This is a genomic window from Streptomyces sp. NBC_00091 (genome assembly GCF_026343185.1).
GTDB lineage: Bacteria > Actinomycetota > Actinomycetes > Streptomycetales > Streptomycetaceae > Streptomyces.
Genome location: NZ_JAPEMA010000001.1, coordinates 4,001,260 through 4,026,325, shown reverse-complemented (window position 1 = coordinate 4,026,325; position 25,066 = coordinate 4,001,260). Strand labels below are relative to the sequence as shown.

The 25,066-nt window shown below is 71.2% G+C and carries 25 protein-coding genes; 11 read left to right on the top strand and 14 right to left on the bottom strand.

Features of this window, described 5'->3' with window-relative positions; genetic code table 11:
* Positions 1–21: 21 nt before the first annotated feature.
* Together OOK34_RS18520 and OOK34_RS18515 are read left to right on the top strand one after the other, a co-directional pair.
* Positions 22–1,074, top strand: coding sequence for an aldo/keto reductase (locus tag OOK34_RS18520; RefSeq protein ID WP_267034966.1), 1,053 nt, complete (start codon positions 22–24; stop codon positions 1,072–1,074).
* 21 nt (positions 1,075–1,095) lie between these two features.
* Positions 1,096–1,689 carry a TetR/AcrR family transcriptional regulator gene (locus tag OOK34_RS18515; protein WP_267034965.1) on the top strand — a complete coding sequence of 198 codons (594 nt, stop codon included), beginning with the start codon at positions 1,096–1,098 and terminating at the stop codon, positions 1,687–1,689.
* A gap of 86 nt (positions 1,690–1,775) precedes the next feature.
* On the opposite strand, the gene OOK34_RS18510 is transcribed toward OOK34_RS18515, so the two are convergent.
* Positions 1,776–3,158, bottom strand: coding sequence for a glycine--tRNA ligase (locus OOK34_RS18510; protein ID WP_267034964.1), 1,383 nt, complete (start codon positions 3,156–3,158; stop codon positions 1,776–1,778).
* A gap of 154 nt (positions 3,159–3,312) precedes the next feature.
* Here OOK34_RS18510 and OOK34_RS18505 point away from each other — a divergent pair, with 154 nt between their 5' ends.
* The 4 genes from OOK34_RS18505 to OOK34_RS18490 are packed head-to-tail and all read left to right on the top strand — an operon-like array spanning position 3,313 to position 6,482.
* On the top strand, positions 3,313–4,317 hold the full coding sequence (locus OOK34_RS18505) for a metal ABC transporter substrate-binding protein (RefSeq protein WP_267034963.1): 1,005 nt from the start codon (positions 3,313–3,315) through the stop codon (positions 4,315–4,317).
* 26 nt (positions 4,318–4,343) lie between these two features.
* Positions 4,344–5,135, top strand: coding sequence for a metal ABC transporter ATP-binding protein (locus tag OOK34_RS18500; protein WP_267036804.1), 792 nt, complete (start codon positions 4,344–4,346; stop codon positions 5,133–5,135).
* Positions 5,135–6,001 (top strand): metal ABC transporter permease, encoded by an 867-nt coding sequence (locus OOK34_RS18495; RefSeq protein WP_267034962.1) that lies wholly within the window; start codon positions 5,135–5,137, stop codon positions 5,999–6,001. The genes OOK34_RS18500 and OOK34_RS18495 overlap by 1 nt, the downstream gene beginning before the upstream one ends.
* Positions 6,002–6,053: 52 nt before the next feature.
* Positions 6,054–6,482, top strand: coding sequence for a transcriptional repressor (locus OOK34_RS18490; protein ID WP_323183433.1), 429 nt, complete (start codon positions 6,054–6,056; stop codon positions 6,480–6,482).
* Positions 6,483–6,634: 152 nt separating this feature from the next.
* Here OOK34_RS18490 and OOK34_RS18485 read toward each other — a convergent pair whose 3' ends face one another.
* From OOK34_RS18485 to leuA, 5 genes are all read right to left on the bottom strand, one after another.
* Positions 6,635–7,456: an isoprenyl transferase gene (locus OOK34_RS18485; protein WP_267034961.1), complete on the bottom strand. Its 822-nt coding sequence runs from the start codon at positions 7,454–7,456 to the stop codon at positions 6,635–6,637.
* Positions 7,457–7,467: 11 nt separating this feature from the next.
* Positions 7,468–8,214, bottom strand: coding sequence for a DNA repair protein RecO (recO, locus tag OOK34_RS18480; protein ID WP_215141943.1), 747 nt, complete (start codon positions 8,212–8,214; stop codon positions 7,468–7,470).
* 82 nt (positions 8,215–8,296) lie between these two features.
* Positions 8,297–9,910 carry a nucleobase:cation symporter-2 family protein gene (locus OOK34_RS18475; protein WP_267034960.1) on the bottom strand — a complete coding sequence of 538 codons (1,614 nt, stop codon included), beginning with the start codon at positions 9,908–9,910 and terminating at the stop codon, positions 8,297–8,299.
* Positions 9,911–10,479: 569 nt separating this feature from the next.
* Positions 10,480–11,175, bottom strand: coding sequence for a TerB family tellurite resistance protein (locus OOK34_RS18470; protein WP_267034959.1), 696 nt, complete (start codon positions 11,173–11,175; stop codon positions 10,480–10,482).
* Between the two features lie 300 nt (positions 11,176–11,475).
* Positions 11,476–13,239 (bottom strand): 2-isopropylmalate synthase, encoded by a 1,764-nt coding sequence (gene leuA, locus OOK34_RS18465; protein ID WP_267034958.1) that lies wholly within the window; start codon positions 13,237–13,239, stop codon positions 11,476–11,478.
* Positions 13,240–13,605: 366 nt separating this feature from the next.
* Here leuA and OOK34_RS18460 point away from each other — a divergent pair, with 366 nt between their 5' ends.
* From OOK34_RS18460 to OOK34_RS18445, 4 genes are all read left to right on the top strand, one after another.
* On the top strand, positions 13,606–14,682 hold the full coding sequence (locus OOK34_RS18460; RefSeq protein WP_267034957.1) for a M4 family metallopeptidase: 1,077 nt from the start codon (positions 13,606–13,608) through the stop codon (positions 14,680–14,682).
* Positions 14,683–14,715: 33 nt separating this feature from the next.
* Positions 14,716–14,988, top strand: coding sequence for a protealysin inhibitor emfourin (locus tag OOK34_RS18455; protein ID WP_267034956.1), 273 nt, complete (start codon positions 14,716–14,718; stop codon positions 14,986–14,988).
* A gap of 27 nt (positions 14,989–15,015) precedes the next feature.
* Positions 15,016–15,822, top strand: a complete 807-nt coding sequence (locus OOK34_RS18450; RefSeq protein WP_267034955.1) for a GNAT family N-acetyltransferase — start codon at positions 15,016–15,018, stop codon at positions 15,820–15,822.
* 98 nt (positions 15,823–15,920) lie between these two features.
* Positions 15,921–16,568 (top strand): bifunctional 2-polyprenyl-6-hydroxyphenol methylase/3-demethylubiquinol 3-O-methyltransferase UbiG, encoded by a 648-nt coding sequence (locus OOK34_RS18445; protein ID WP_267034954.1) that lies wholly within the window; start codon positions 15,921–15,923, stop codon positions 16,566–16,568.
* Between the two features lie 10 nt (positions 16,569–16,578).
* Here OOK34_RS18445 and era read toward each other — a convergent pair whose 3' ends face one another.
* The 3 genes from era to OOK34_RS18430 form a co-directional block, all read right to left on the bottom strand.
* Positions 16,579–17,520: a GTPase Era gene (gene era / locus OOK34_RS18440; RefSeq protein ID WP_267036802.1), complete on the bottom strand. Its 942-nt coding sequence runs from the start codon at positions 17,518–17,520 to the stop codon at positions 16,579–16,581.
* Between the two features lie 401 nt (positions 17,521–17,921).
* Positions 17,922–18,686, bottom strand: coding sequence for a hypothetical protein (locus OOK34_RS18435; protein WP_267034953.1), 765 nt, complete (start codon positions 18,684–18,686; stop codon positions 17,922–17,924).
* 145 nt (positions 18,687–18,831) lie between these two features.
* Positions 18,832–19,857, bottom strand: coding sequence for a GlxA family transcriptional regulator (locus OOK34_RS18430; RefSeq protein WP_267034952.1), 1,026 nt, complete (start codon positions 19,855–19,857; stop codon positions 18,832–18,834).
* Positions 19,858–19,928: 71 nt separating this feature from the next.
* Here OOK34_RS18430 and OOK34_RS18425 point away from each other — a divergent pair, with 71 nt between their 5' ends.
* Positions 19,929–21,233, top strand: a complete 1,305-nt coding sequence (locus OOK34_RS18425) for an MFS transporter (protein WP_267034951.1) — start codon at positions 19,929–19,931, stop codon at positions 21,231–21,233.
* Positions 21,234–21,251: 18 nt separating this feature from the next.
* Here the strand turns inward: OOK34_RS18425 and OOK34_RS18420 are convergent, their stop codons facing one another.
* From OOK34_RS18420 to OOK34_RS18400, 5 genes are all read right to left on the bottom strand, one after another.
* A complete protein-coding gene (locus tag OOK34_RS18420) occupies positions 21,252–21,617 on the bottom strand; it encodes a cytidine deaminase (RefSeq protein ID WP_267034950.1) in 366 nt (121 codons plus the stop codon).
* A 187-nt stretch (positions 21,618–21,804) separates the two neighbouring features.
* Positions 21,805–22,158 carry an MmcQ/YjbR family DNA-binding protein gene (locus OOK34_RS18415; RefSeq protein WP_267034949.1) on the bottom strand — a complete coding sequence of 118 codons (354 nt, stop codon included), beginning with the start codon at positions 22,156–22,158 and terminating at the stop codon, positions 21,805–21,807.
* On the bottom strand, positions 22,155–23,465 hold the full coding sequence (locus tag OOK34_RS18410; protein WP_267034948.1) for a hemolysin family protein: 1,311 nt from the start codon (positions 23,463–23,465) through the stop codon (positions 22,155–22,157). Before OOK34_RS18410 ends, OOK34_RS18415 begins: the two co-directional genes overlap by 4 nt.
* Positions 23,462–23,908 carry an rRNA maturation RNase YbeY gene (ybeY, locus tag OOK34_RS18405; RefSeq protein WP_267036801.1) on the bottom strand — a complete coding sequence of 149 codons (447 nt, stop codon included), beginning with the start codon at positions 23,906–23,908 and terminating at the stop codon, positions 23,462–23,464. Before ybeY ends, OOK34_RS18410 begins: the two co-directional genes overlap by 4 nt.
* 26 nt (positions 23,909–23,934) lie before the next feature.
* A complete protein-coding gene (locus OOK34_RS18400; protein ID WP_267034947.1) occupies positions 23,935–24,978 on the bottom strand; it encodes a PhoH family protein in 1,044 nt (347 codons plus the stop codon).
* Positions 24,979–25,066 lie beyond the last annotated feature (88 nt).

Here is a 25,066-nt window from a genome sequence, read left to right as displayed (position 1 = left end):
TCGTCATGCCATTCTCATTGCATGACGACGAACGAGAACACCTCCACCGCCATCCCGGCCACCGCCCGCAGGCTCGGCGCCACCGGCCCGGCCGTCTTCCCCCTGGGGCTGGGCTGCATGGGCATGTCCGCCCTCTACGGAGAGGCCGACCGGGCCGAATCCCTGGCCACCGTCCACGCCTTCCTGGAAGCCGCCCCGGAGGGCATGAGCACGCTGCTCGACACCGGCGACTTCTACGGCATGGGCCACAACGAGCTGCTGATCAACGAAGCCCTGCGCACCGCCCCGACCACGGCCCGCGAGAAGGCGCTGACCAGCGTCAAGTTCGGTGCCCTGCGGACGGTCGAGGGCGGCTTCACCGGATACGACGGCCGGCCCGAGGCCGTGAAGAACTTCCTGGCCTACTCGCTCCAGCGGCTCGGCCGGGACCACATCGACGTCTACCGGATCGCCCGGGTGGACCCGGCCGTCCCGATCGAGGAGACCGTCGGCGCCATCGCCGAGGCCGTCCAGGCCGGGCACGTGCGGCACATCGGCCTCTCCGAGGTCGGCGCGGACACCCTGCGCCGGGCCGCCGCCGTCGCCCCGATCTCCGACCTCGAGATCGAGTACTCCCTGATCTCGCGCGGCATAGAGGACCAGATCCTGCCGACCGCCCGCGAGCTGGGCATAGGCGTCACGGCATACGGGGTGCTGTCCCGCGGCCTGATCAGCGGGCACTTCAGCCGTGACCGCGCACTGGCCCCCAGCGACTTCCGCGGGATGAGCCCCCGCTTCCAGGGCGACAACCTGCACCGCAACCTCGACCTGGTCGACGCCCTGCGCAAGGTCGCCGAGGAGAAGGGGGTCACCGTCGCCCAGACCGCGATCGCCTGGGTGCTCGCCCGCGGCGAGGACATCGTGCCGCTGGTCGGCGCCCGGCGCCGGGACCGCCTGACCGAGGCACTGGGTGCCATACGGGTGGAGCTGACCGCGGCCGACCTGGCCGCCATCGAGGAAGCCGTCCCGGCGGGAGCGGCGGCCGGCGAGCGATACCCGGCGGCGCAGATGGCCCACCTCGACAGCGAGCACTGAGCTGGCGGTACGGTCGTACCCATGCCCTCCCCTGCCGCCGAACCCCTGACTCCCGAGCGCATCCTCGAGACCACCGAGGAAGTGCTGCGCCGCTTCGGCCCCACCAAAGCGACCGTGGTGGACGTCGCGCGCGCCCTGGGGGTCAGCCACGGCAGCGTGTACCGGCACTTCCCCTCGAAGGCGGCGCTGCGCGAGGCGGTCACGGACCGCTGGCTCGCCAAGAGCGTGGTCATGCTGGAGAAGATCGCCTCGGCTCCGGCCGAGCCCGCGCCCTCCAAGCTGGAGGCCTGGCTGGAGGCCCTCTTCGAGGCCAAGCGCCACAAGGCGGGTGACGATCCGGAGCTGTTCGCGACGTACACGGTGCTGCTCGCCGAGAACAGCGGGGTGGTCGACACCCACCTCACCGAGCTGATCAACCAGCTGACCCGGATCATCGCCGAGGGAGTCGCGGCCGGCACCCTGGCCGCGCCGGACGCCGCGGCAGCCGCCCGGGCCGTCTTCGACGCCACGGGGCGGTTCCACGATCCGCAGTACGTGGCGGACTGGCTCTCACCCACGATCATCACGGAGTTCGAAGCGGTCATCGCACTCCTCATCAGGGGCCTGCGCCCCTGACCGTCCGGAACCAGCCGCGATACACGGAAAGACCGGTGGCCCGGTGCGCGGATCGCGCACCGGGCCACCGGCCTTTCAAGCGGGAACTAGCAGCCGAGCAGACGGCTGCCGAGGTAGCTCTGGATCTGGTCCAGGGAGACGCGCTCCTGCTTCATGGTGTCGCGCTCGCGCACGGTCACCGCGTTGTCGTCCAGGGTGTCGAAGTCGACGGTCACGCAGAACGGCGTACCGATCTCGTCCTGGCGGCGGTAGCGGCGGCCGATGGCGCCCGCGTCGTCGAACTCGATGTTCCAGTTCTTGCGCAGGTCGGCGGCGAGGCCCTTGGCCTTCGGCGACAGCTGCGGGTTGCGGGACAGCGGCAGGACGGCGACCTTGATCGGCGCCAGGCGCGGGTCGAAGCGCATGACGGTGCGCTTCTCCATGACGCCCTTGGCGTTGGGGGCCTCGTCCTCGACGTACGCGTCGAGCATGAAGGCGAGCATGGCGCGGTTGACACCGGCCGCCGGCTCGATGACGAACGGGGTGTAGCGCTCGCCGGCCTCCTGGTCGAAGTACGTCAGGTCCTGGCCGGAGGCGGCGGAGTGCGCCTTCAGGTCGTAGTCGGTGCGGTTGGCGATGCCTTCGAGCTCGGAGAACTCACTGCCACCGAAGTTGAAGCGGTACTCGATGTCGGCGGTGCGCTTCGAGTAGTGGGACAGCTTCTCCTTCGGGTGGTCGTACCAGCGGATGTTCTCCTCGCGGATGCCGAGGTCGCGGTACCAGTTCCAGCGCTCGGCCATCCAGTACTCCTGCCACTGCTCGTCCTCGCCCGGCTTGACGAAGAACTCCATCTCCATCTGCTCGAACTCGCGGGTGCGGAAGATGAAGTTGCCGGGCGTGATCTCGTTGCGGAAGGACTTGCCCATCTGCGCGATGCCGAAGGGGGGCTTCTTGCGCGAAGTGGTCTGCACCATGGCGAAGTTGGTGAAGATGCCCTGGGCGGTCTCGGGGCGCAGGTACGCCTTCGAGCCGGTGTCCTGGGTCGGGCCGAGGTGGGTCTCCAGCATGCCGGAGAACTGCTTCGGCTCGGTGAACTGGCCCTTCACACCGCAGTTGGGGCAGTTGATGTCGGCGAGACCGTTGGCGGGCACGCGGCCGTGCTTGGCCTCGTAGGCCTCTTCCAGGTGGTCCGCGCGGTGACGCTTGTGACAGGAGGTGCACTCGGTCAGCGGGTCGGAGAAGGTCGCGACGTGGCCGGAGGCCACCCAGACCTCCGGGGCCAGGATCACGGAGGAGTCGAGGCCGACGATGTCCTCACGCCCGGTGACCATGGCCTTCCACCACTGGCGCTTGATGTTCTCCTTGAGCTCGACACCGAGCGGGCCGTAGTCCCAGGCAGCCCTGGAGCCGCCGTAGATGTCACTGCACGGGAAAACGAAGCCACGGCGCTTGCTCAGGCTGACGATGGTTTCGATCTTGTCGGCGGCCACGGTGCTCTCTTCATTACGAGGACGAACGCGAATGCCTCAGGTTACCGGCGCCCGCACCCCCCCTTTCAAATCGGGTATGCCCTTCCGCGGTCCCGCCCACCCCTCCCACCTGGGTTTTTGACAATCGTTTCCATCTTTGATGAAAATGGATGTCATGAACGTACGACGCCTCATACCCACCGCCGCCCTCACCGCCGCCGTCGCCCTCGGCGCCACGGCCCTCACCGCCTGCTCCGGCGCCGTCGGCGCCACGGGCGGAAAGGACGGCAAGGACGGCAAGCTCGCCGTGACGGCGTCGTTCTACCCGCTGCAGTTCCTCGCCGAGCAGATAGGCAAGGACCACGTCACGGTCGACACCCTCACCAAGCCGGGCGTCGAACCGCACGACCTGGAGATCACCCCCAAGCAGACCGCGCAGCTCTCCGAGTCGGACATCGTCCTCTACCTGAAGACCCTCCAGCCCGCCGTGGACAAGGCGATCGCCCAGTCCGGCGTCAAGAACGTCGTCGACGCCGCCGGCCTCACCAAGCTGGAGGCGCACGCGCCCGCCCACGGCGAGGAGGGCCACGAGCACACCGAGGGCGACGAGCACGCGAAGGACGAGCACGCCGAGGAAGGCCACGGCCACGGCGAGGCCGGCCAGGACCCGCACGTCTGGCTCGACCCCACCAAGTACGCCGAGATCGCCAAGGGCTTCGGCGCCGCCCTGGAGAAGGCCGACCCCGACCACGCGGCGGACTACAAGAAGAACACCGACGAGCTCGTCACCAAGCTGAACGCGCTGGACACCGAGTTCAAGGACGGCCTGAAGAACACGGCCTCCAAGACCTTCATCACCACCCACTCCGCCTTCGGCTACCTCGCGGAGCGCTACGGCCTCGACCAGGAGGGCATCTCCGGCGTCGACCCCGAGGCCGAGCCCAGCCCGGCCCGGATGAAGGAACTCCAGGCCGTCGCGAAGGAGGAGAATGTCACCACCGTCTTCTTCGAGACGCTGGCCAGCGACAAGACGGCCACGAGCCTCGCCCGGGACACGGGCCTGAAGACCGACGTGCTCGACCCCCTCGAAGGAATCACGGACAAGTCGCAGGGCGCTGACTACTTCGAGGTCATGCGGTCCAACCTGAAGAACCTCCAGAAGGCACTCGGAGCCAAGTGATGACAGCAGCAACGGAGGCGCGAGCCATGCAGTCCACGCCACAACAGGCCGAGGACCAGCCCGTCATATCCCTGCGCGGGGCCACGGCCTCGCTCGGCTCTCGCCCCGTGCTGCGCGGGATCGACCTCACCGTCCGTCGCGGTGAGGTCGTCGCGCTGCTCGGCGCCAACGGCTCCGGCAAGTCCACGGCCGTCCGCGCCGTGGTCGGCCAGGTCCCGCTCACCGACGGCTCCCTCTCCCTCTTCGGCACCGACTTCAAGCGCTTCCGCCAGTGGTCGCGGATCGGCTACGTCCCCCAGCGCACCACCGCCGCCAGCGGCGTCCCGGCCACCGTCCGCGAGGTCGTCTCCTCCGGCCGGCTGGCCCGCACCCGCTTCGGGATCCTGCGCAAGGCCGACAAGGCCGCCGTCGAACGCGCCCTGGCCCTGGTCGACATGGAGGACCACGCCGACGCCTCCGTCAACGCCCTCTCCGGCGGCCAGCACCAGCGCGTGCTCATAGCCCGGGCGCTCGCCGTCGAACCCGAACTGCTGATCATGGACGAGCCGATGGCGGGCGTGGACCTGGGCAACCAGGAGGTCCTCGCGAAGGCCGTACGCCGCCAGGTGGAGGCCGGGACCACCGTCCTGCTCGTCCTGCACGAGCTGGGCCCGCTGGAGCCGCTGATCGACCGGGCCGTCGTCCTGCGCGACGGCTGCGTCACGCACGACGGCCCGCCCCCCGAGGCCGTGGGCCAGCACGCCCTGCCCGGCCACGACCACGTACACCCCCACGCGGCGCACGACGCCGAGCCCCTGCGGACGGGACTGCTGAGCTGATGGACCTCCTGAACTACGCCTTCATGCAGCGGGCCCTGATCGCCGCCGCGCTGGTGGGCATCACCGCACCCGCGATCGGCACCTACCTCGTCCAGCGCCGCCAGGCGGTCATGGGCGACGGCATCGGGCACGTGGCCATGACCGGTGTCGCCCTCGGCTTCCTGCTCAACGCGAGCCCGGTGTGGATGGCCACCCTGGTCGCGGTCATCGGCGCGGTCGGCATGGAGCTGATCCGCTCCCGCGGCAAGACCAGCGGGGACATCGCCCTCGCCATGCTCTTCTACGGCGGCCTGGCCGGCGGCGTCATGATCATCAACCTGGCGCCCGGCGGCTCCACCGCCAACCTGAGCAGCTACCTCTTCGGCTCCATCACCACCGTCTCGGCCGAGGACATCACGGCCGTGGTGATCCTCGCCGCCTTCGTCGTCGCCGTCACCATCGGCCTGCGCCGCCAGCTGTTCGCGATCAGCCAGGACGAGGAGTTCGCCCGGGTCACCGGCCTGCCGGTGCGCACGCTGAACCTGCTGATGGCCGTCACCGCGGCCGTCACCGTCACCGTGGCCATGCGCATCGTGGGCCTGCTGCTGGTCAGCGCCATGATGGTGATCCCCGTCGCGGCCGCCCAGCGGGTCGCCCGCGGGTTCGCCGCGACCCTGTCGCTGGCCATGGCCATCGGCGTGGTGGTCTCGCTGACCGGCACGGCCACCACGTACTACCTCGACGCGCCGTCCGGCGCCACGATCGTGCTGCTCGCGATCGCGGTCTTCATGGCGACGACGGCCCTGTCCACCCCGCTGGCCCGGCGCCGGGCGAAGGCCGCCCGGGCCGCCGAAGCCGTGTGCACCCGGGACGGCGTGAAGGTCTAGGAGGGACGGCCGCCTGGCACAATGGCCCAGAGGCCGAAACGAGGAGGAACCGGTGGCGACTGCGCCTGGCGAGATGAATACCGCGCCAGTACGAGGACGGTCCACCCGGCAGCGGGCCGCCGTGGCGGCGGCGCTGGACGAGGTGGACGAGTTCCGCAGCGCCCAGGAGCTGCACGACATGCTCAAGCACCGCGGTGACTCCGTGGGCCTGACCACTGTGTACCGCACCCTCCAGTCGCTCGCGGACGCCGGCGAGGTCGACGTGCTGCGCACCAGCGACGGCGAGTCCGTGTACCGGCGGTGCTCCACCGGCGAGCACCACCACCACCTGGTCTGCCGCAAGTGCGGCAAGGCGGTCGAGGTGGAGGGCCCGGCGGTGGAGAAGTGGGCGGAGTCCATCGCGGCCGAGCACGGCTACGTGAACGTGGCCCACACGGTGGAGATCTTCGGCACCTGCGCGGACTGCGCGGCCGCCGGCTAGCCCCTGGCCGGCCCTCGGCTAGCCCAGACGGGTCAGATTCCGGTCGAAGAACGATCGGATCCGGTCGACGTCTGAAGGGCTCTGCGCGTCCCACCGGTACGGCTCCACCGCCTGGTCGGTCATGACCATGGCGGCGGAGCCTGGCGGAAGGGTCAGCTCGAGGAGCCCTCGGCCTGGTTCGGGAGCGCCCCGCCGAAGCGGCGGTCGCGCTGGGCGTACTCCAGGCAGGCGTCCCAGAGGTTGCGGCGGTCGAAGTCCGGCCACAGCACGTCCTGGAAGACCATCTCGGCGTACGCGCTCTGCCAGATCAGGTAGTTGGAGGTGCGCTGCTCGCCGCTGGGGCGCAGGAACAGGTCCACGTCCGGCATGTCCGGGTAGTAGATGTACTTCGCGAAGGTCTTCTCGTTGACCTTCGACGGGTCCAGCTTGCCGGCGGCCACATCGCGGGCGATCGCCTGCGCCGCGTCCGCGATCTCGGCGCGGCCGCCGTAGTTGACGCAGAAGTACAGGGTCATGGCGTCGTTGTCGACGGTCTGCTCCTGGGCGATCTGGAGCTCCTGGACGACCGACTTCCACATCTTCGGCATCCGGCCGACCCAGCGGATCCGGATGCCCAGCTCGTTCATCTCGTCGCGGCGGCGCCGGATGACGTCGCGGTTGAAGTTCATCAGGAAGCGGACCTCGTCGGGCGTGCGCTTCCAGTTCTCCGTCGAGAAGGCGTAGAGGGAGAGGTTCTTGACGCCCATCTCCAGGCAGCCCTTGAGCACGTCGAGGACGACGCCCTCGCCCACCTTGTGCCCCTCGGTGCGCGGCAGGCCGCGCTCCTTGGCCCAGCGGCCGTTCCCGTCCATGACGACGGCGACGTGGTTCGGGACCAGCTCGCCGGGGATCTTCGGCGGGCGCGCACCGGACGGGTGCGGCTCGGGAACCTTGTACTCGCGGCGAGAGCGTCCCAGAATCCCGCGTCGTGCCATGTGCCCAGCTCCTATTTCTCGACGTATCGCAGGGAGCGTAGCCCGCGTTCCAGATGCCAGTGCAAATAGGCCGAGACCAGCCCGCTGCCCTCCCGCACGTGGCGCGCCTCGCAGGCGTCCGCGTGGTTCCAGTCGCCCGTCAGCAGGGCACTGAGCAGGGCGATGGCCTCCGACGAGGGTACGACGGAGCCCGGCACCCGGCAGTCCCCGCATATGACCCCGCCCGCGGCGACGGAGAAGTGCCGGTTGGGGCCGTGGATCCCGCACTTCGCGCAGTCCTCGAAGCTGGGCGCGTAGCCGTTGACGGCGAGGGAGCGCAGCAGGAAGGCGTCGAGGATGAGGTGCGGTTCGTGTTCGCCGCGCGAGAGCGTGCGCAGGGCGCCGACCAGCAGCAGGTACTGCTGTACGGCGGGCTCGCCCTCGTTCTCGGTGAAGCGCTCGGCGGTTTCCAGCATCGCGGTGCCGGCGGTGTAACGGGCGTAGTCGGTGACGATGCCGTTGCCGTAGGGGGCGATGATCTCGGTCTGGGTGCACAGCGGGAGGCTGCGGCCGATCAGCTCGCTGCCCCGGGCGAAGAACTGCACGTCGGCGTGGGAGAAAGGTTCCAGCCGGGCGCCGAACTTGGACTTCGTACGCCGTACCCCGCGGGCGACGGCCCGGACGCGGCCGTGGCCGCGGGTGAGCAGCGTGATGATGCGGTCCGCCTCACCCAGCTTCTGGGTGCGCAGCACGATGCCGTCGTCGCGGAACAGACTCATGGCCCCATTGTCCCCTGAGCGCGGACAGCGCCGACCCCCGTCCGGACCGGGGTCCGGACGGGGGCGGCACCCCTTGGGAGGATCAGGAGGCGGGCGTACCCGCGTCGTCGGCCTTCCCCGCGGCGGCCGCCTTCCCGGCGGGAGCCTTGTCGGCGGGAGCCTCCTCGTCGGAAGCCCCTTCGGCGGGGGCCTCTTCGGCGGGGGCGTTCTCGCCGGCGGGGGCCTTCTCGTCAGCGGCCTTCGCGTCCGCCGGGGCCTTCTCGTCCGCGGCCTTCTCGGCGCCGGCCGGGGGTGCCACCGGCTGGGCCGGCAGCTCGACGCGGGGCGCGTCGTGGGCGTCGTCCTTGGCCATGCCGTTGAAGATCAGGTTGAGGACGATGGCGGCCGTGGCACCGAGGGTGACACCGCTGTTGAGCAGCGAGGACAGGTCCGGGTCCATGTGCTTGGTGAAGAAGACCGGGACAGTGGCCGGGAGCAGGGCGAAGGCGAGGGAGACGCCGACGATCAGCGCGTTCTTCTCCTCCTTGAGGTCCACCTTGGCCAGGGTCTGGATACCGGCCAGGGCGACCATGGCGAACATGACGGTCGCGGCGCCGCCGAGGACTCCGTGCGGGACGGCGGCGACGATCGCGGCGGCCTTGGGCAGCAGACCCAGCACGATCATGAACACACCGGCGGCCACGACCACGAAGCGGCTCTTGACCTTGGTCATCCGCACCAGGCCGACGTTCTCGGCGAAGGCGACGTACGGGAAGGAGTTCAGGACGCCGCCGAGGGCGGTCGCGGCGCCGTCGGCACGCAGGGCGCGGGCCACGGTCTCGCTGTCGACGTCCTTGCCGACGATGTCGCCGACCGCGTAGGTGTCACCGGTCGTCTCGACCATGGTGATCAGCATGACGATCAGCATCAGGACGATCGGGAACCATTCGAACTTCGGGACGCCGAAGTGGAAGGGCGTGGTGACGCCGATCCAGCCCGCGTTGCCGACGTCGCCGAACTTCGCGTCCCCGAGGACGAAGGCGACGGCGGTGCCGACGACCAGGCCGAGGAGGATGGAGATGCTGGAGAGGAACGGCTTGCCGAGCTTCATCAGGACGAGGATGAAGAGCATCGTGCCGCCGGCGTAGGCGAAGTTCTTCGGGTCGCCGAAGTCGGGGCTGCCGAGGCCGCCGGCCGCGTCGTTGAGGCCGACCGGGATCAGGACGATGCCCAGCACGGTGATCACGGTGCCCGTGACCACCGGCGGGAAGAGCCGCATCACCGTCCGGAACGCCTTGGGGGGCAGCCAGGCGAAGGCGAAGGTGGCGATGCCCGCGGTGATGACCGCGCCGTAGATGACCAGCAGCGCGGCGGTTCCGCCACCGGCGCCGAGGCCGATGGCGATCATCGGGGAGACCGCGGTGAAGGTCACGCCCTGGATCAGCGGCAGCCTGGCGCCGATCCGGCCGATGCCCCAGGCCTGGATGATCGAGGCGATACCGCAGGTGAAGAGGTCCGCGTTGATCAGGTAGACGAGCTGTTCAGGGCTCAGCTTGAGTGCGCTGCCCACGATGATCGGGACGATCACCGCGCCGGCGTAGAAGGCGAGTACGTGCTGGAAGCCGTACAGCGCGAGCTTGGGGAGGGGGAGCACCTCGTCGACCGGGTGCGTGCTCTGCTCTCCGTTGGCGGAAAGCCGGGCGGCGACACGTGCCATCTCTGCCTTGCCCTTCAATGAGGTAGGTAACTGAGAGGAATCTGGTTATCCCTGGCCGGAGTGGGTCGCTAACCCGTTGGTCCGCCAGGGTTGTCAGTACGAACACGTGGATCGAAGCCTCCCGGTGTTACCGGCGGAGTCTCCTCGTGTGACCGGAATTGAACGCCTGTGGGAGTGCTCACAGATATCGTCGACTTCTACAAAGTGTTGACGTTTCGGGACCTCCGATCTGGAGGTTCCTCCCATAGCGGCGAGGCCCGCACGGGAGTATGGGCGGGCGGTCGTGGAATATGCCGTTCACCCTGCGCACCTGCGAAGTTTCCCGCCCTGACAGGCCCGTACCCGGTTCGCAAGTATTCGGCCACGCAAATCAGGGCATGCAATTCCGGCCGTCCGAAATGCGGAATTTTTGTACGGAAGTGCAGGCTCCGTCCCCCTGCGCGGACCCGTGAGGCCGGATCGTTACCTCCCCAGCGGCCGTTTCCGGTGGTTTCGGCGCCCGAAAGGCGCCGGAACGCGGCCGGGCCCGGCGCATACCCCGCCGGGCCCGGACCTGCGTACGCGTCCTCTCAGGGCGCGCGGACCGCCGACAGCAGCCCGGAGACCTCGTCCGTGCCCATCCGCAGCGCCGCGCCGACCGTGGCCAGCACCTCGCGCTCGGCCGGGGTGTAGGGCCCGTCCGCGAGGGCGATCCGGGCGCCCTGGAGCAGGATCGACTCCCGCCCCGGCCCCGCCAGGTGCGGAGCGAGCGGTTCCAGCGCCTCGTGGAGCTCGATCGACAGCGCGGCCCCGCAGCACTCGGGCCCGTCGTACAGCCCCAGCCGGCCCTCGTCGGTGGCCAGCGAGTCCACCAGGGACTCCAGCTGCTCCGGAGTGCAGTCCTGGAACCCGGCGGCCCGTACGGCCGACACGGCGGCCTCCAGGGCGCTGCGCGAGGCGGTCCCGCCCGCGGCGAGCACGGCCAGCGCCACGGTGTGCACGGCGTCGCGCAGCAGCGCCGAGAAGCGGGTGGTCGTGAGGTGGTCCAGCACGTCGGTGTCGAAGCGCTGCCGGCAGCCCTGGCATTCGACGACGGGCCCGGCCTGGCCGCGCGGCAGCAGCGGCACGCCGAGCACCGTGAAACGCCGGCGCCCGGTGCGCCGACGGTAGTTGCGGTCACCGCCGCAGTCGGGGCAGAAGAACTCCCCGTCGCCCACGGTGCTCCAGGTGGTACGGATGCCCCAGACGGTCAGCTTCCGGCCGTCCCCACCCCGAACTGGCAGCACGTCGCACCTCCGTAACTCCCCCGTCGTCCTTCGGACGCGGGCGGGACCCCATCCGGCAGCACCGCCGGGGGTTGGCGTGATGTTAGCCACATCGGTGAGGATGCGTCAGTCGTGCGACAAGACAACATCGGGCGGGGGCGGGAGTTGGCCGAAGTGCGCCCCCGGCGCCGCCCCGTCTTCCCTGCCCCCTGCCGCATGGACGACAAGCCCTTTCCGGGGGTCCCGGCACCATCCGCACGGAGCGGGAAACGGCGGAGCCCCGCCCCTCCGGTGGGAGGGGCGGGGCTCCAGCACGGGTGACTAGCGGCCCGCGCGGTTGACGGCGGAGATGACCGCCTTCAGGGAGGCGCGGGTGGTGTTGGCGTCGATGCCGATGCCCCACAGGACACGGCCGTCGATCGCGCACTCGATGTACGAGGCGGCCACGGCGGAGGCGCCCTCGCTCATCGTGTGCTCGGTGTAGTCCAGCAGGCGGGCGTCGACGCCGATGCCGGCCAGCGCGTCGAAGAAGGCCGAGATCGGACCGTTGCCGGTGCCGTCCAGGACCGTCTCCACGCCGTCCACGACCGCCTCGACGGTCAGCGTGTCCGTGCCGTCCTTGTCGGTGGCGGTCGAGCCGGAGCGCAGCTGGATGCGGCCCCACGGGTTCTCGGGGTTGGGCAGGTACTCGTCCGAGAACACGTCCCAGATCGCCTTCGGCGTGACCTCGCCGCCCTCGGCGTCGGTCTTGGCCTGGATGATCCGGGAGAACTCGATCTGCATGCGGCGCGGCAGGTCCAGCTTGTGGTCGTTCTTCAGGACGTACGCGATGCCGCCCTTGCCGGACTGCGAGTTGACCCGGATGACCGCCTCGTAGGAGCGGCCGACGTCCTTCGGGTCGATCGGCAGGTACGGGACCGCCCACTCGATGTCGTCGACGGTGACGCCCTTGGCGGCCGCGTCGGCCTCCATGGCGTCGAAGCCCTTCTTGATGGCGTCCTGGTGGGAGCCGGAGAAGGCGGTGTAGACCAGGTCGCCCGCGTAGGGGTGGCGCGGGTGGACCTCCATCTGGTTGCAGTACTCGCTGGTGCGGCGGATCTCGTCGATCTGGGAGAAGTCGATCTGCGGGTCGATGCCCTGCGAGAACAGGTTCATGCCCAGCGTGATCAGGTCGACGTTGCCGGTGCGCTCGCCCTGCCCGAACAGGCAGCCCTCGATGCGGTCGGCGCCGGCCATCAGGGCCAGCTCGGCGGCGGCGACGGCGGTGCCGCGGTCGTTGTGCGGGTGCACGGAGATGCAGACGTGCTCGCGGCGGGTCAGGTTGCGGGCCATCCACTCGAAGCGGTCCGCGTGGGTGGAGGGGGTCGAGCGCTCCACGGTGGCGGGCAGGTTCAGGATGATCTCGCGGCCCTCGCCCGGCTGCCAGACGTCGCAGACGGCCTCGCAGACCTCCAGGGCGAAGTCCAGCTCGGTGTCGGTGAAGATCTCCGGGCTGTACTGGTAGCCGAAGGCGGTCTCGGGGCCCAGCAGCTTCTCGGCGTACTCCATGACCAGGCGGGTGCCGTCGACGGCGATCTGCTTGATCTGCTCCTTGGAGCCGCGGAAGACGACCCGCCGGAAGGTGGGGGCGGTCGCGTTGTACAGGTGCACGGTGGCGCGCTTGGCGCCGACCAGCGACTCGACGGTCCGCTCGATCAGGTCCTCGCGGGCCTGGGTCAGTACGGAGATGGTGACGTCGTCCGGGATCGCGCCCTCTTCGATGATGGAGCGCACGAAGGCGAAGTCGGTCTCGCCGGAGGAGGGGAAGCCGACCTCGATCTCCTTGTAGCCCATGCGCACGAGCAGGTCGAACATCTCGCGCTTGCGGGCGGGGGTCATCGGGTCGATCAGCGACTGGTTGCCGTCGCGCAGGTCGGTGGAGAGCCAGCGGGGAGCCTTGGTGACGCGGGCCTCCGGCCAGGTGCGGTCGGGGATGTCCACCTGCTCGTACCGGCCGTACTTGTGGATCGGCATCCCGGAGGGCTTCTGGGTGTGGGTCGCGTTCGTGATGGGCGTGGGGCGACCGACAAAAGTGTGCTGGCTCATGGCGTTGGGCTCCTCGCGTGTCCGCGTGTAGTTCGCTGGGACGGCCGACGGCGGTCGTAAAAACCGCAACACCAAACTCCGCGGGGAGGGGGCCGGCCTACGACTACAGACCCTCGCCGCGGCAGCTAAGGAGAAGCAGCCCGAAACGCATGATGGGCCGAGCCTAACCGAGCCGCCCCGTATCGCGAGGACCTGTTTCAGTATGCAAGACCCCCACGTCCGATTTGCACCGTTTGTGAGTTACGCCTCCTTCCGTGCGCCAAGGTCAGGGTGATCCGTCAACGCGGCGCAACGGCTTTGAGACAACCGAATGAATCATGGTTGCGGGTAGTGACACCGGCATGACCCACTGCCACATTGCCGTGCATGGATGCCTTCCTTTCCCCTGACCACACCCGCCACCCCGTCGTCTGCACCGTGGTGCCGCCGCACCTGCTGCGCAAGGCCGCCCAGTCCTCGGACGCCGCGCGGGCCGATGCCGCCCTGCGCACCCTCGAGCACGACGGCGCCCTGCGCGTCCGGCGCCAGATCAGCGCCCTCAGGGGAGTCGCCCCGTCGGCCCTGGCGGACGCGCCCGCCGAGGGGCCGCTGCGGACCGTCTACGACGCCCAGCACCGCACCCGGCTCCCCGGCAAGAAGGTCCGCGGTGAGGGCACCGAGCCGGTCAAGGACGCCACCGTCAACCGCGCCTACGCCGGGCTCGGGGCGACGTACGAGCTGTTCCTCAAGGGCTTCGGGCGGCGCTCCATCGACGGCTCCGGGCTGCCGCTGGACGCGACCGTGCACTACGGCCAGGACTACAACAACGCCTTCTGGGACGGCAGCCAGATGGTCTTCGGCGACGGCGACGGCGACCTGTTCCTCGACTTCACGGTGTCGGTGGACGTCATCGGGCACGAGCTGACCCACGGAGTCACCCAGTACACGGCCAACCTCGACTACCACGGCCAGTCCGGGGCGCTCAACGAGTCCATGTCGGACGTGTTCGGCTCGCTGATCAAGCAGTACTCGCTCGGGCAGACCGCCGACCAGGCGGACTGGCTGATCGGGGCCGGGCTGCTCGGGCCGAACGTGAGCGGGGTCGCGCTGCGCTCGATGAAGGCGCCCGGGACCGCGTACGACGACGACGAGCTGGGCAAGGACCCGCAGCCCGCGACGATGGACGACTACGTCGACACCACGCGCGACAACGGCGGCGTCCACATCAACTCGGGCATCCCCAACCACGCCTTCTACATCGCGGCCACCGAGCTGGGCGGCAAGGCCTGGGAGCGGGCCGGGCTGATCTGGTACGACACGCTGACCGGCGGGGAGCTGCGCGAGAAGGCCGACTTCAAGGACTTCGCCCGGCTGTCGGTGGCCGCGGCGGTCGCCCGGTACGGGGAGGGCGGCGCGGAGCACCAGGCCCTCCAGAAGGCCTGGTCGGCCGTCGGCCTGGGCTAGGCGGGCGCGGCCGTCTCGGGTAGAAGGGGCACCATGCGGATCGAAGTGGTGCGGACGGGCGGTTTCGCGGGGATCGAGCGCCGGGCCGAGGTGGACACCTCGGGCCGGCCCGACGAGGCGGAGTGGCAGGCGCTGGCCCTGCTGGCCCTGCGGCCCGATCCCCTGGCCGGCCGGGGAGCGGGCGCGGTGCGGGACGGGTTCTCGTACCGGATCACCGTGGACGGGCGGACGGTGTCCTGCCAGGACCCGCACCTGTCGGATGCCCAGCGGAGCCTGATCTCGCGCGTCCTGAAAGAAGGTGCCTGAGCGGCACCGCTTTGCTTGGATGGCCGGATGACGACAATGATCTTGGCCGCTCTGGAGCAGTACTACGACACCGTCCCCCGCCGGGGCGGTGCGCGGGGCGAGGACTTCGGGCCGCTGACCCTGTTCGTCCAGGAGGGGCAGGGCTGGCAGTACTACGCGCGGCCCGCGCTCGGGGGCCCCGAGGCGACCGCCGCGGACGTACTGAGGGTGCTGGAGAGGCAGCGGGAACTGAAGGTGCCCGAATCCTTCGAATGGGTGGCCGAAACCAGCCCCTCGCTGCGGGCCGCGGTGGAGGCGGCGGGGCTGCACGTGCACGCGCACCCGCTGATGGTGCTGGACCCCGGCGCGCAGCCGCCCGCTCCGCACCCGGAGGTACGGCTGCTCGGCGCGGACGACCCGCTGCTCGGGGCCGCCGTGACCGTGCCGGCGCTGGCCTTCCGGGAGCCGGGGACGGCCCTGGGCTCGGCGGGACCGGCGGAGCTGGCGGCCGCGCTGGCGGACCCGGGGGTGGAGGAGCACCGGGCCCGGGTCTCGGGGATGCTCGCGGACGGGCGTACGGCGATGGCGGCGGCCGTACGCGACGGGCTGGTGCTGTGCGCCGGCCAGTACAACCCGGTCGGGGACGTCGCCGAGGTCGTCGGCGTCGGCACCCTGCCCGCGGCCCGGCGCCGGGGGCTGGCCCTCGGAGTGACGGCGGCGCTGGTCGCCGATGCCCGCGCGCGCGGAGCCCGTACCGTCTTCCTCTCGGCCGGCGACGAGGACGTGGCCCGGATCTACGGCCGCGCCGGGTTCCGCCGGGTGGGGACGGCCCTGATCGCGGAGCCGGCGGTCTGAGGCCCGGCGGGTTTGCCGGAACGGCAACGGTATTTGCCCCGGCGGCGGTGCGGGCGCAGCATCGGCCGTACCGGCAGACCCGTAGAGGAAGAGGCCCCATGTCCGAGCGCCACCACCACCAGGACCACCCCGCGGGCGAGGAGTTCTGGGACGCCCGCTACCGCGAGAGCAACCGCATCTGGAGCGGCAGGGCCAATGAGGTCCTGGTCCGCGAGGTCTCGGACCTCGCCCCCGGCCGCGCCCTCGACCTCGGCTGCGGCGAGGGCGCCGACGCGGTGTGGCTGGCCCGGCGGGGCTGGCACGTCACCGGGACCGACATCTCCCGGGTGGCCCTGGAGCGGGCGGCCGAGCACGCCGCCGACGCGGGCCTCGCCGACCGCGTCGACTGGCAGCGGCACGACCTGGCGGAGTCCTTCCCCGACGGGGAGTTCGACCTGGTCTGCGCGTGCTTCCTGCACTCGTACGGGGACTTCCCCCGCGAGCGGATCCTGCGGACGGCCGCCGGGGCCGTGGCCCCCGGCGGGATCCTGCTGATCGCGGGCCACGCGGGCGGGCCGTCCTGGGACCCGGACAAGCACGCGGAGATCGGCTTCCCGACCCCGGAGCAGGTCCTGGCACAACTGGAACTGCCCGAGGGCGGCTGGGAGGTCCTGCTCGCGGCGGAACACGTGCAGGCCCTGACCGCACCCGACGGCCGTCCCGGGACCCGCCCGGACAACGCGCTGAAGGTCCGGCGGCTGGCCTGATGTCTGAGGGCTAGAAGCCCAGCTTGCGGAGCTGCTTGGGGTCGCGCTGCCAGTCCTTGGCGACCTTGACGTGCAGGTCGAGGAAGACGGGCGTGCCGAGCAGCGCCTCGATGTGCTTGCGCGACTTCATGCCGACCTCCTTCAGGCGCGAGCCCTTCGGGCCGATGATGATGCCCTTCTGGCTGGGGCGCTCGATGTAGACGTTGGCGTGGATGTCCAGCAGCGGCCGGTCCGCGGGCCGGTTCTCGCGCGGGATCATCTCCTCGACCACGACCGCGATGGAGTGCGGGAGCTCGTCGCGGACGCCTTCCAGCGCGGCCTCGCGGATCAGCTCCGCGACCATCACCATCTCGGGCTCGTCGGTGAGGTCGCCCTCCGGGTACAGCGGCGGGCTCTCCGGCAGCATCGGCGCGATCAGGTCGGCCAGCAGCTGGACCTGGGTGTCGCCGACCGCCGAGACGGGGACGATCTCGGCCCACTCGAAGCCGAGCTCCTCGGCGAGCTGGTGGACGGCGATGAGCTGCTCGCCCACCTGCTTGGACTCGACCAGGTCGGTCTTGGTGATGATGGCGATCTTGGGGGTCTTCTTGATCCCCGCGAGCTCCTTGGCGATGAACTTGTCGCCGGGGCCGAGCTTCTGGTCGGCGGGCAGGCAGAAGCCGATGACGTCGACCTCGGACCAGGTCGCGCGCACGACGTCGTTCAGCCGCTCGCCGAGCAGGGTGCGCGGCTTGTGCAGGCCCGGGGTGTCGACCAGCACCAGCTGTGCGTCCGGGCGGTGCACGATGCCGCGGACGGTGTGGCGGGTGGTCTGCGGCCGGTTCGAGGTGATCGCGACCTTGGTGCCCACGAGCGCGTTGGTCAGGGTCGACTTGCCCGCGTTGGGGCGGCCGACGAAACAGGCGAAGCCCGCGCGGTGCGGGGCGGTGGGCTCGGGGGAACGATCGCTCATACGGGCCATTCTCCCCGATGCGGCCCCCAGCGCCGACCAGGCCGCGGCCACGAGGGCCAGGGCGAGCGCCAGGCCGGGCGTCAGCAGGGGGTGCGCGGCGTGGTCGGCGGTGGCGGACGCGGTCGTTCCGGCGGCGTCCGCGCGCACCGTGAGCCGGGTCCACTCCAGGGCGGGCGGAGCCGGCCTGCTGGTGCGGAGCCTGACCTGCCGGCCGGGCAGCAGCTCGGCGGGCAGGCCCGTGAGCTGCCGCCCGGCGAGCAGCGGGCGGCCGAGGGCGCCGGTCGCGGTGAGGGTGGCGCGCGGGCGGAGGGTGAGGTTGCCGAGGTTGCGGAGGGTGTACGAGACCCCCGTGCCGTCGGCGCGTACGTCCTCGACCGCGAGCGCTGGGGCGGTCGGTCCGGTCACCCGCAGGTAGACCCGGGCGGCGACGGCCTGCCGTACGGCCCGCCCCGGGCGTCCTTGACGGTGACCGTGCCGATCCGCCCGGGGGCCGCGCCGCCGTCCCCGTACGGGACCGCGCCCAGGGTCACCGCCTCCCCCGCCTGGGTCATGGCCAGCGCCCCCGGGGTGACGGTGGCCGTCAGCCGCTGCTCCGCGGCGGCGGGTTCGACCACCGCGTACGCCGCCGGGCCCGAGCCCCGCTGCGCCGACCAGGCCGTGCCCTGGTTCGCGGTGGGGAGCGGGGTGGCGGTGAGCCGCTGTGAGACCGGGCCGGCGGGCCCGGCGGCGGTGCAGACGGTGTCCAGGTCGAGCAGGTGCCCGGTGTGCAGGGTGTAGCCGCCCGGGGCGAGGGTGATCTCCCCGGGCGCGGTGACGGTGAAGCTGCCGGTCATGGTCACGGCGGGCAGGGCGGCGCCCGGCTGGACGGCCTCGCCCCGCTTCGGGCCGGCCACGGTGACCTCGCCGCTCTGTGCACCGCCGAGCAGCACCCGCCCGGCCGGGGTGAGCGCATCCGCCGGGAGCACCCCGCCGACCGGGTTCACGGCGGGGGTCGCGGCGATCTGGTAGGTCACGGTGACGGTGTCGCCGACCCGGGGCGCGGGGTCGTCGACGGAGATCCGGGCGGTGGTCGGCCCGTCGGCGGGCGGCAGTCCGGCCTCCTGCGGCGGCAGGCAGTGCGTCCTCGGCCGCCGCCGGTGTGCCCAGCCCGCCCCCGGCGACGGCAACGGCAGCGAGCAGCGCCGCGCCGACGGCCGCCGGCCATCTCCTGCTCCTGCTCCTGCTCCTGCTGCGCGCGCGTGTCCGCACTGCCCGCCCCCTGGGTTCCGTCGCCCCGACCGGGGGCCATTCACGAGCGGGCGGCGGGAGAAGTCAATGCGCGGACCCCGCATCGACTGATGGCCCATCAGGAGATGGCGGCGAGCCGCCGGTTGCCCGGAAGGTGCGCCGGTAGGCCGTCGGGCTGACCCCCAGCGCCGCCTGTACGTGCTTGCGCAGCGACTGCGCCGTCCCGAAGCCCGTCTCCCGGGCCACCGCCTCCATCGGCAGCTCGCTCCGCTCCAGCAACTGCCGGGCCCGCTCCACCCGCTGCCGGGTGATCCACTCCCCCGGGCTGAGCCCGCACTCCTCGCGGAACCGGCGCGTGAAGGTCCGTACCGACATGGCCTCCTGCCGGGCGAGGTCGCTCAGCAGCAGGGGCTCGTGCAGCCGCTCCAGCACCCAGGCCCGCGCGGCCGTGGTGCTGGCCTGCTGCGGCTCGGGCACCGGCCGGTTGACGAACTGCGCCTGCCCGCCCTCCCGGTGGGGCGGTACGACGGTCCGCCGGGCCGCGTCGTTGGCTACGGCCGCGCCGTGGTCGCGGCGCACGATGTGCAGGCACAGGTCGATGCCGGCGGCGACCCCCGCGGAGGTGAGGACGTTCCCGTCGTCGGTGTAGAGGACGTCCGGGTCGACCCGTACGGCCGGGAAGAGCCCCTGGAAGTGCTCGGCGTAGGCCCAGTGGGTCGTGGCCCGGCGGCCGTCGAGGTACCCGGCCGCGGCCAGTACGTAGCCGCCCGTACAGATGGACACGAGACGGGTGCCGGGCCGGATGTGGGCGAGGGCCGCCGCCAGCTCGTCGGTCAGCCGGCCGTGCTCGTGGACCACCCCCAGCTCGTGGGAGGCGGGCACCACCACCGTGTCGGCCGTGCCGAGCAGCTCCGGGCCGTGCTCGACGTGGACCGCGAAGTCGGCGTCCGTGGGCACCGGCCCGGGGGCGAGCCCGCAGGTGAGGATCTCGTAGAGGTGGCGCCCGGCCGGATCCTTGGCGCCCCCGAAGATCCGGTGCGGGATGCCGAGCTCGAAGGGCAGCAGCCCGGCGAGGGCGAGGACGACGACTCGGTGCGGCTTCGGCTCCATGGCCCGATCATAACGAAGCATGACAGTCAGGCCACTGTCCTACGGCCTCCCGCAGGCCGGAAGCTGGCGGCGTGACGCAGACAGCACCCACCACCACAGCGGGCCCGCAGGCCCCCCGCCGCGCCGGACGCATCCACCGGGCCTGGTTCGCCGCGGCCGTGGCCTTCGTGACGATCATCGGCGCGGCCGCCTTCGCCTCCCTCCCCGGCCTGCTCATCGAGCCGCTGCACGAGGAGTTCGACTGGTCGCGCGGCACGATCGGCTTCGCGGTCTCGGTCAACCTCGCGCTCTACGGGCTCACCGCGCCCTTCGCCGCCGCGCTGATGGACCGCTTCGGCATCCGCAAGGTGGTCGCGCTGGCCCTGACCGTCATAGCCGGCGGCTCGCTGGCCACGGTGTGGATGACGGCCTCCTGGCAGCTGGTGCTGTTCTGGGGCGTGCTGGTGGGCCTGGGCAGCGGTTCGATGGCGCTGGCCTTCGCGGCGACGGTGACCAACCGCTGGTTCACCGCCCGGCGCGGGCTGGTCACGGGCATCCTGACCGCGGCGGGCGCGTCCGGCCAGCTGGTCTTCCTGCCGCTGCTGTCCTGGCTGGTGGAGAACCACGGCTGGCGCCCGGCCTCGGTCACGGTGTCGCTGGCGGCCCTGGCCGTCGTCCCCTTCGTGTGGCTCCTGCTGCGCGACCACCCGGCCGACGTGGGCCTCGCCCCGTACGGGGGTACGTACGAGGCCAAGCCCGCGCCCGTCACGGGCGCGGCCCGACGCGCGGTCACCGTGCTCTTCCGGGCGGCCCGCACCGGCCCGTTCTGGCTGCTGGCGGGCACCTTCGCGATCTGCGGGGCCTCGACGAACGGGCTGGTCCGCACCCACTTCACGCCGGCGGCCCACGACCACGGCATGCCGGTGACGGCCGCCGCCGGGCTGCTCGCGGTGATCGGCGTGTTCGACGTGCTCGGCACCATCGCCTCCGGCTGGTTCACCGACCGCTTCGAGGCGCGCCGCCTGCTGGCCGTGTACTACGCCCTGCGCGGGGTGTCCCTGCTGTTCCTGCCCATGCTGCTGGCGCCGACCGTGCACCCGCCGATGGTGTTCTTCATCGTCTTCTACGGGCTGGACTGGGTCGCGACCGTGCCGCCGACCATCGCCCTGTGCCGCGAGCACTACGGGCCGGACGGCGCGATCGTCTTCGGCTGGGTCCTGGCCTCGCACCAGGTGGGCGCGGCCGTGGTGGCCTTCCTCGGCGGCGTGGCCCGCGACGCCCTCGGCTCGTACGACCTGGTCTGGTACGCCGCGGGCGGCCTGTGCGCGGTGGCGGCGCTGATGTCGATGGTCATCCGCCGCCACCCGGCGGAGCGGGCCGCAGCGGCGGCTGCGTGACCCGCCCGGCCGCGGGGCTCAGGCCCCGGCGGGCGTCGTGGACTTCAGGGTGCCGTCCGGGGCGGCCAGCAGGACCGGGGTGGCGGGGCCGCCCAGGTCGCGGACCGCCGCGCGGTCGGCCTCGGCGGGGGCGTCGGCGGCGCTCACCACGGCCGCCGCCTCCAGGGAGCGTGCACCGCTGGCCACCGCCATGGCGACGGCCGTCTGGAGCGCGCTCAGCTTCAGGGAGTCCAGCTCCACGGTCCCGGCGACGTACGTGCGGCCGGTCTCGTCGCGTACGGCGGCCCCTTCCGGGACTCCGTTGCGGGCCCGGGCGCTGCGCGCCAGCGTGATGATCTTGCTGTCCTCGGGGTCGATACCGGTGCCCACGGTGCTCTCGCTCATAGGCGAAAGCATAGGGAGCGCCCCGGCGCGGCCGGGCAACGACCCCGCCGAGGCGCCCTCCCCTCCACGCTCCCGTTCCCCCGTTCCCCTCGGGAGCAGGACAAACCTAAGCGAAACCTAAGGGGCTCCTGCGATCCAAAGGTCCTGCCCTCACATGACCTTGGACCCTGTTGGCGTCAGACCTTCGTCACGGCCGGTCGAGCCGCAGCCGCTCCGCCTTCGGCAGCCCCGCCACGACCAGGTCGTACGAGTCCTCCACCAGCTCCCGCACCAGCGCGTCCGGCAGCCCGCCCACCGTCACGGTGTTCCAGTGCCGCTTGTTCATGTGCCAGCCCGGCACGACCGCCTCGTACTCGGCCCGCAGCCGCACGGCCGCCTCCGGCTCGCACTTGAGGTTGACCTTCAGCGGCTCGGCGTCCAGCGCCGACAGGGCGAACACCTTCCCCAGCACCTTGAACACCGAGGTCTCCGGGTTGAAGGGGAACTCCTCCACCGCCGCGTTGAAGCCCAGACAGAACGCACGCAGCTCCGCGGGAGTCATTCCCCCTCCTCCGCCTCGCCCGTGGCCGCCGCGACCACCGGCTCCACCAGCACCGTCACGATCTTGTTCCGGCGCCCCGCCGGGGACTCGGCCGTCAGCCGCAGCGGACGCCCGTCGGGCAGGTCCACCACCGCCGAGGCACCCGCGATCGGCACCCGGCCCAGCGCCTTCGCCAGCAGCCCGCCGACCGTCTCCACGTCCTCGTCGTCGAAGGCCTCCACCCCGAACAGCTCGCCGAGGTCGGTGATGTCGAGCCGCGCCGTGACCCGGTAGCGGTCCTCGCCCAGCTCCTCCACGGGCGGGATCTCCCGGTCGTACTCGTCGGTGATCTCGCCGACGATCTCCTCCAGGATGTCCTCGATCGTGACGATGCCGGCCGTGCCGCCGTACTCGTCGATGACGACGGCCACGTGGTTGCGCACCGACTGCATCTCGCGCAGCAGGTCCCCCGCGTTCTTCGTGTCGGGCACGAAGACCGCCGGCCTCATCACGGTGGAGACCAGGTCGGACTCGGCGTCCCGGTTGATGTGCGTCCGGCGGACGAGGTCCTTCAGGTACACGATCCCGACGATGTCGTCCTCGTTCTCCCCGGTGACCGGGATCCGCGAGAAACCGGACCGCAGCGCGAGCGTCGTCGCCTGACGGATCGTCTTGTACCGCTCGATGCAGACCAGGTCGGTGCGCGGCACCATCACCTCGCGCACGAGCGTGTCGCCGAGCTCGAAGACCTGGTGCACCATCCGGCGCTCGTCGTCCTCGATCAGCGATTCCTTCTCCGCCAGGTCCACCATCGCGCGCAGCTCGGCCTCGGAGGCGAACGGCCCCTTGCGGAAGCCCTTCCCGGGCGTGAGCGCGTTGCCGATGAGGATCAGCAGCTGCGGGATCGGCCCCATCACCCGCGCCAGCGGTACGAGTACGTACGCGGCGGCCGTCGCGGTGTTCAGCGGGTGCTGGCGGCCGATCGTACGGGGGGACACGCCCACCGCCACGAACGACACCAGCACCATCACGCCGATGGCCACGAGCAGCGCGGTCCAGTTCTCGCCGAACTCGTCGAGGCAGACGTACGTGACGAGCACGCCCGCCGCCATCTCGCAGGTGACGCGCACCAGCAGGGCCACATTGACGTAGCGGGTGGGGTCGGCGGCGACCTGCGCGAGCTTCGCGCTGCCGCGCCGGCCCTCCCGTACGGCCTGCTCGGCGCGGAAGCTGGACACCCGGGCGATCCCGGACTCGGCGCACGCCGCGAACCAGGCCACCACGACCAGCAGGACCGCCCCGGTGATCAGCTGGGGGGCGCCGGTCACGAGACGGTCGGGGCCGGGGACGGACCGGTGATGCCGCGCTCACCCCGCCAGCCGTCGACGATGGCCGCCTGGAGGCCGAACATCTCGGCCTTCTCGTCCGGCTCCTCGTGGTCGTACCCGAGCAGGTGCAGCACCCCGTGGACGGTCAGGAGCTGGAGCTCCTCGTCCATGGAGTGCTGCGTAGGCGCGTCGTCGCCCTGCTTCTTCGCGACCTCGGGGCAGAGCACGATGTCGCCGAGGAGCCCCTGCGGGGGCTCCTCGTCGTCCTTCGTCGGGGGACGGAGCTCGTCCATCGGGAAGGACATGACGTCGGTCGGTCCGGGAAGGTCCATCCACTGGATGTGGAGCTGCTCCATGGCGTCCTCGTCGATGACGATGACGGAGAGCTCGGACAGCGGGTGGATCCTCATCCGGGTGAGCGCGTAGCGGGCGATGTCGAGGATCGTCGATCGACATGGTGCGCTCGGTTCTACTTCCGCTGGTGGCCGTTCGGTGCCGGACGGCTCTGGCTGTCGTCGTACTTCTCGTACGCGTCGACGATACGGCCGACCAGCTTGTGCCGGACGACATCCTCGGACGTGAGCCGCGAGAAGTGGATGTCCGGCACCCCTTCGAGGATCTCCTGGACCTGACGCAGACCGCTCTTGGCGCCACCCGGCAGGTCGATCTGCGTGATGTCGCCGGTGACGACGATCTTGGAGTCGAAGCCGAGCCGGGTCAGGAACATCTTCATCTGCTCGGCGGTGGTGTTCTGCGCCTCGTCCAGGACGACGAAGGCGTCATTGAGCGTCCTGCCCCTCATGTAGGCCAGGGGCGCCACCTCGATGGTCCCGGCGGCCATCAGCCGGGGGATGGAGTCCGGGTCCATCATGTCGTGCAGGGCGTCGTAGAGCGGGCGCAGGTACGGGTCGATCTTGTCGAAGAGCGTGCCGGGCAGGAAGCCGAGCCGCTCGCCGGCCTCGACGGCGGGGCGGGTCAGGATGATCCGGCTGACCTGCTTGGACTGCAGGGCCTGGACCGCCTTCGCCATGGCGAGGTAGGTCTTGCCGGTACCGGCGGGGCCGATGCCGAAGACGATCGTGTTCTTGTCGATCGCGTCGACGTACCGCTTCTGGTTGAGGGTCTTGGGACGGATCGTGCGGCCGCGGCTGGAGAGGATGTTCTGCGTGAGCACCTCGGCCGGGGTCTCGCTGTCGCCGCCACCGTTGCCGTTCGCCTTGAGCATGGCGATCGAGCGTTCCACTGCGTCCTCCGTCATCGGCTGCCCGGTGCGGAGCACCAGCATCATCTCGTCGAAAAGGCGCTGGATCAGGGCGACTTCCGCCGCCGCCCCGATCGCGCTGACCTGATTGCCCCGAACATGGATGTCGGCCTTCGGGAAGGCCTTCTCGATCACGCGCAGCAGGGCATCGCCCGAGCCGAGCACGGTCACCATCGGGTGCGTCGCCGGGACCGTGAAGTGGGCTCGCGCCTGGCCGGGCGCCGGGGTGTGGGATGTCGGTGTCTGAGTCATGGGCCGGCACTGTGGCCTGCGCATACCTCCCGCTGAGGGGCCGCGCCGATCGTCGACCTCCGGAGTACCAAGCGTACGTCCACCCCGG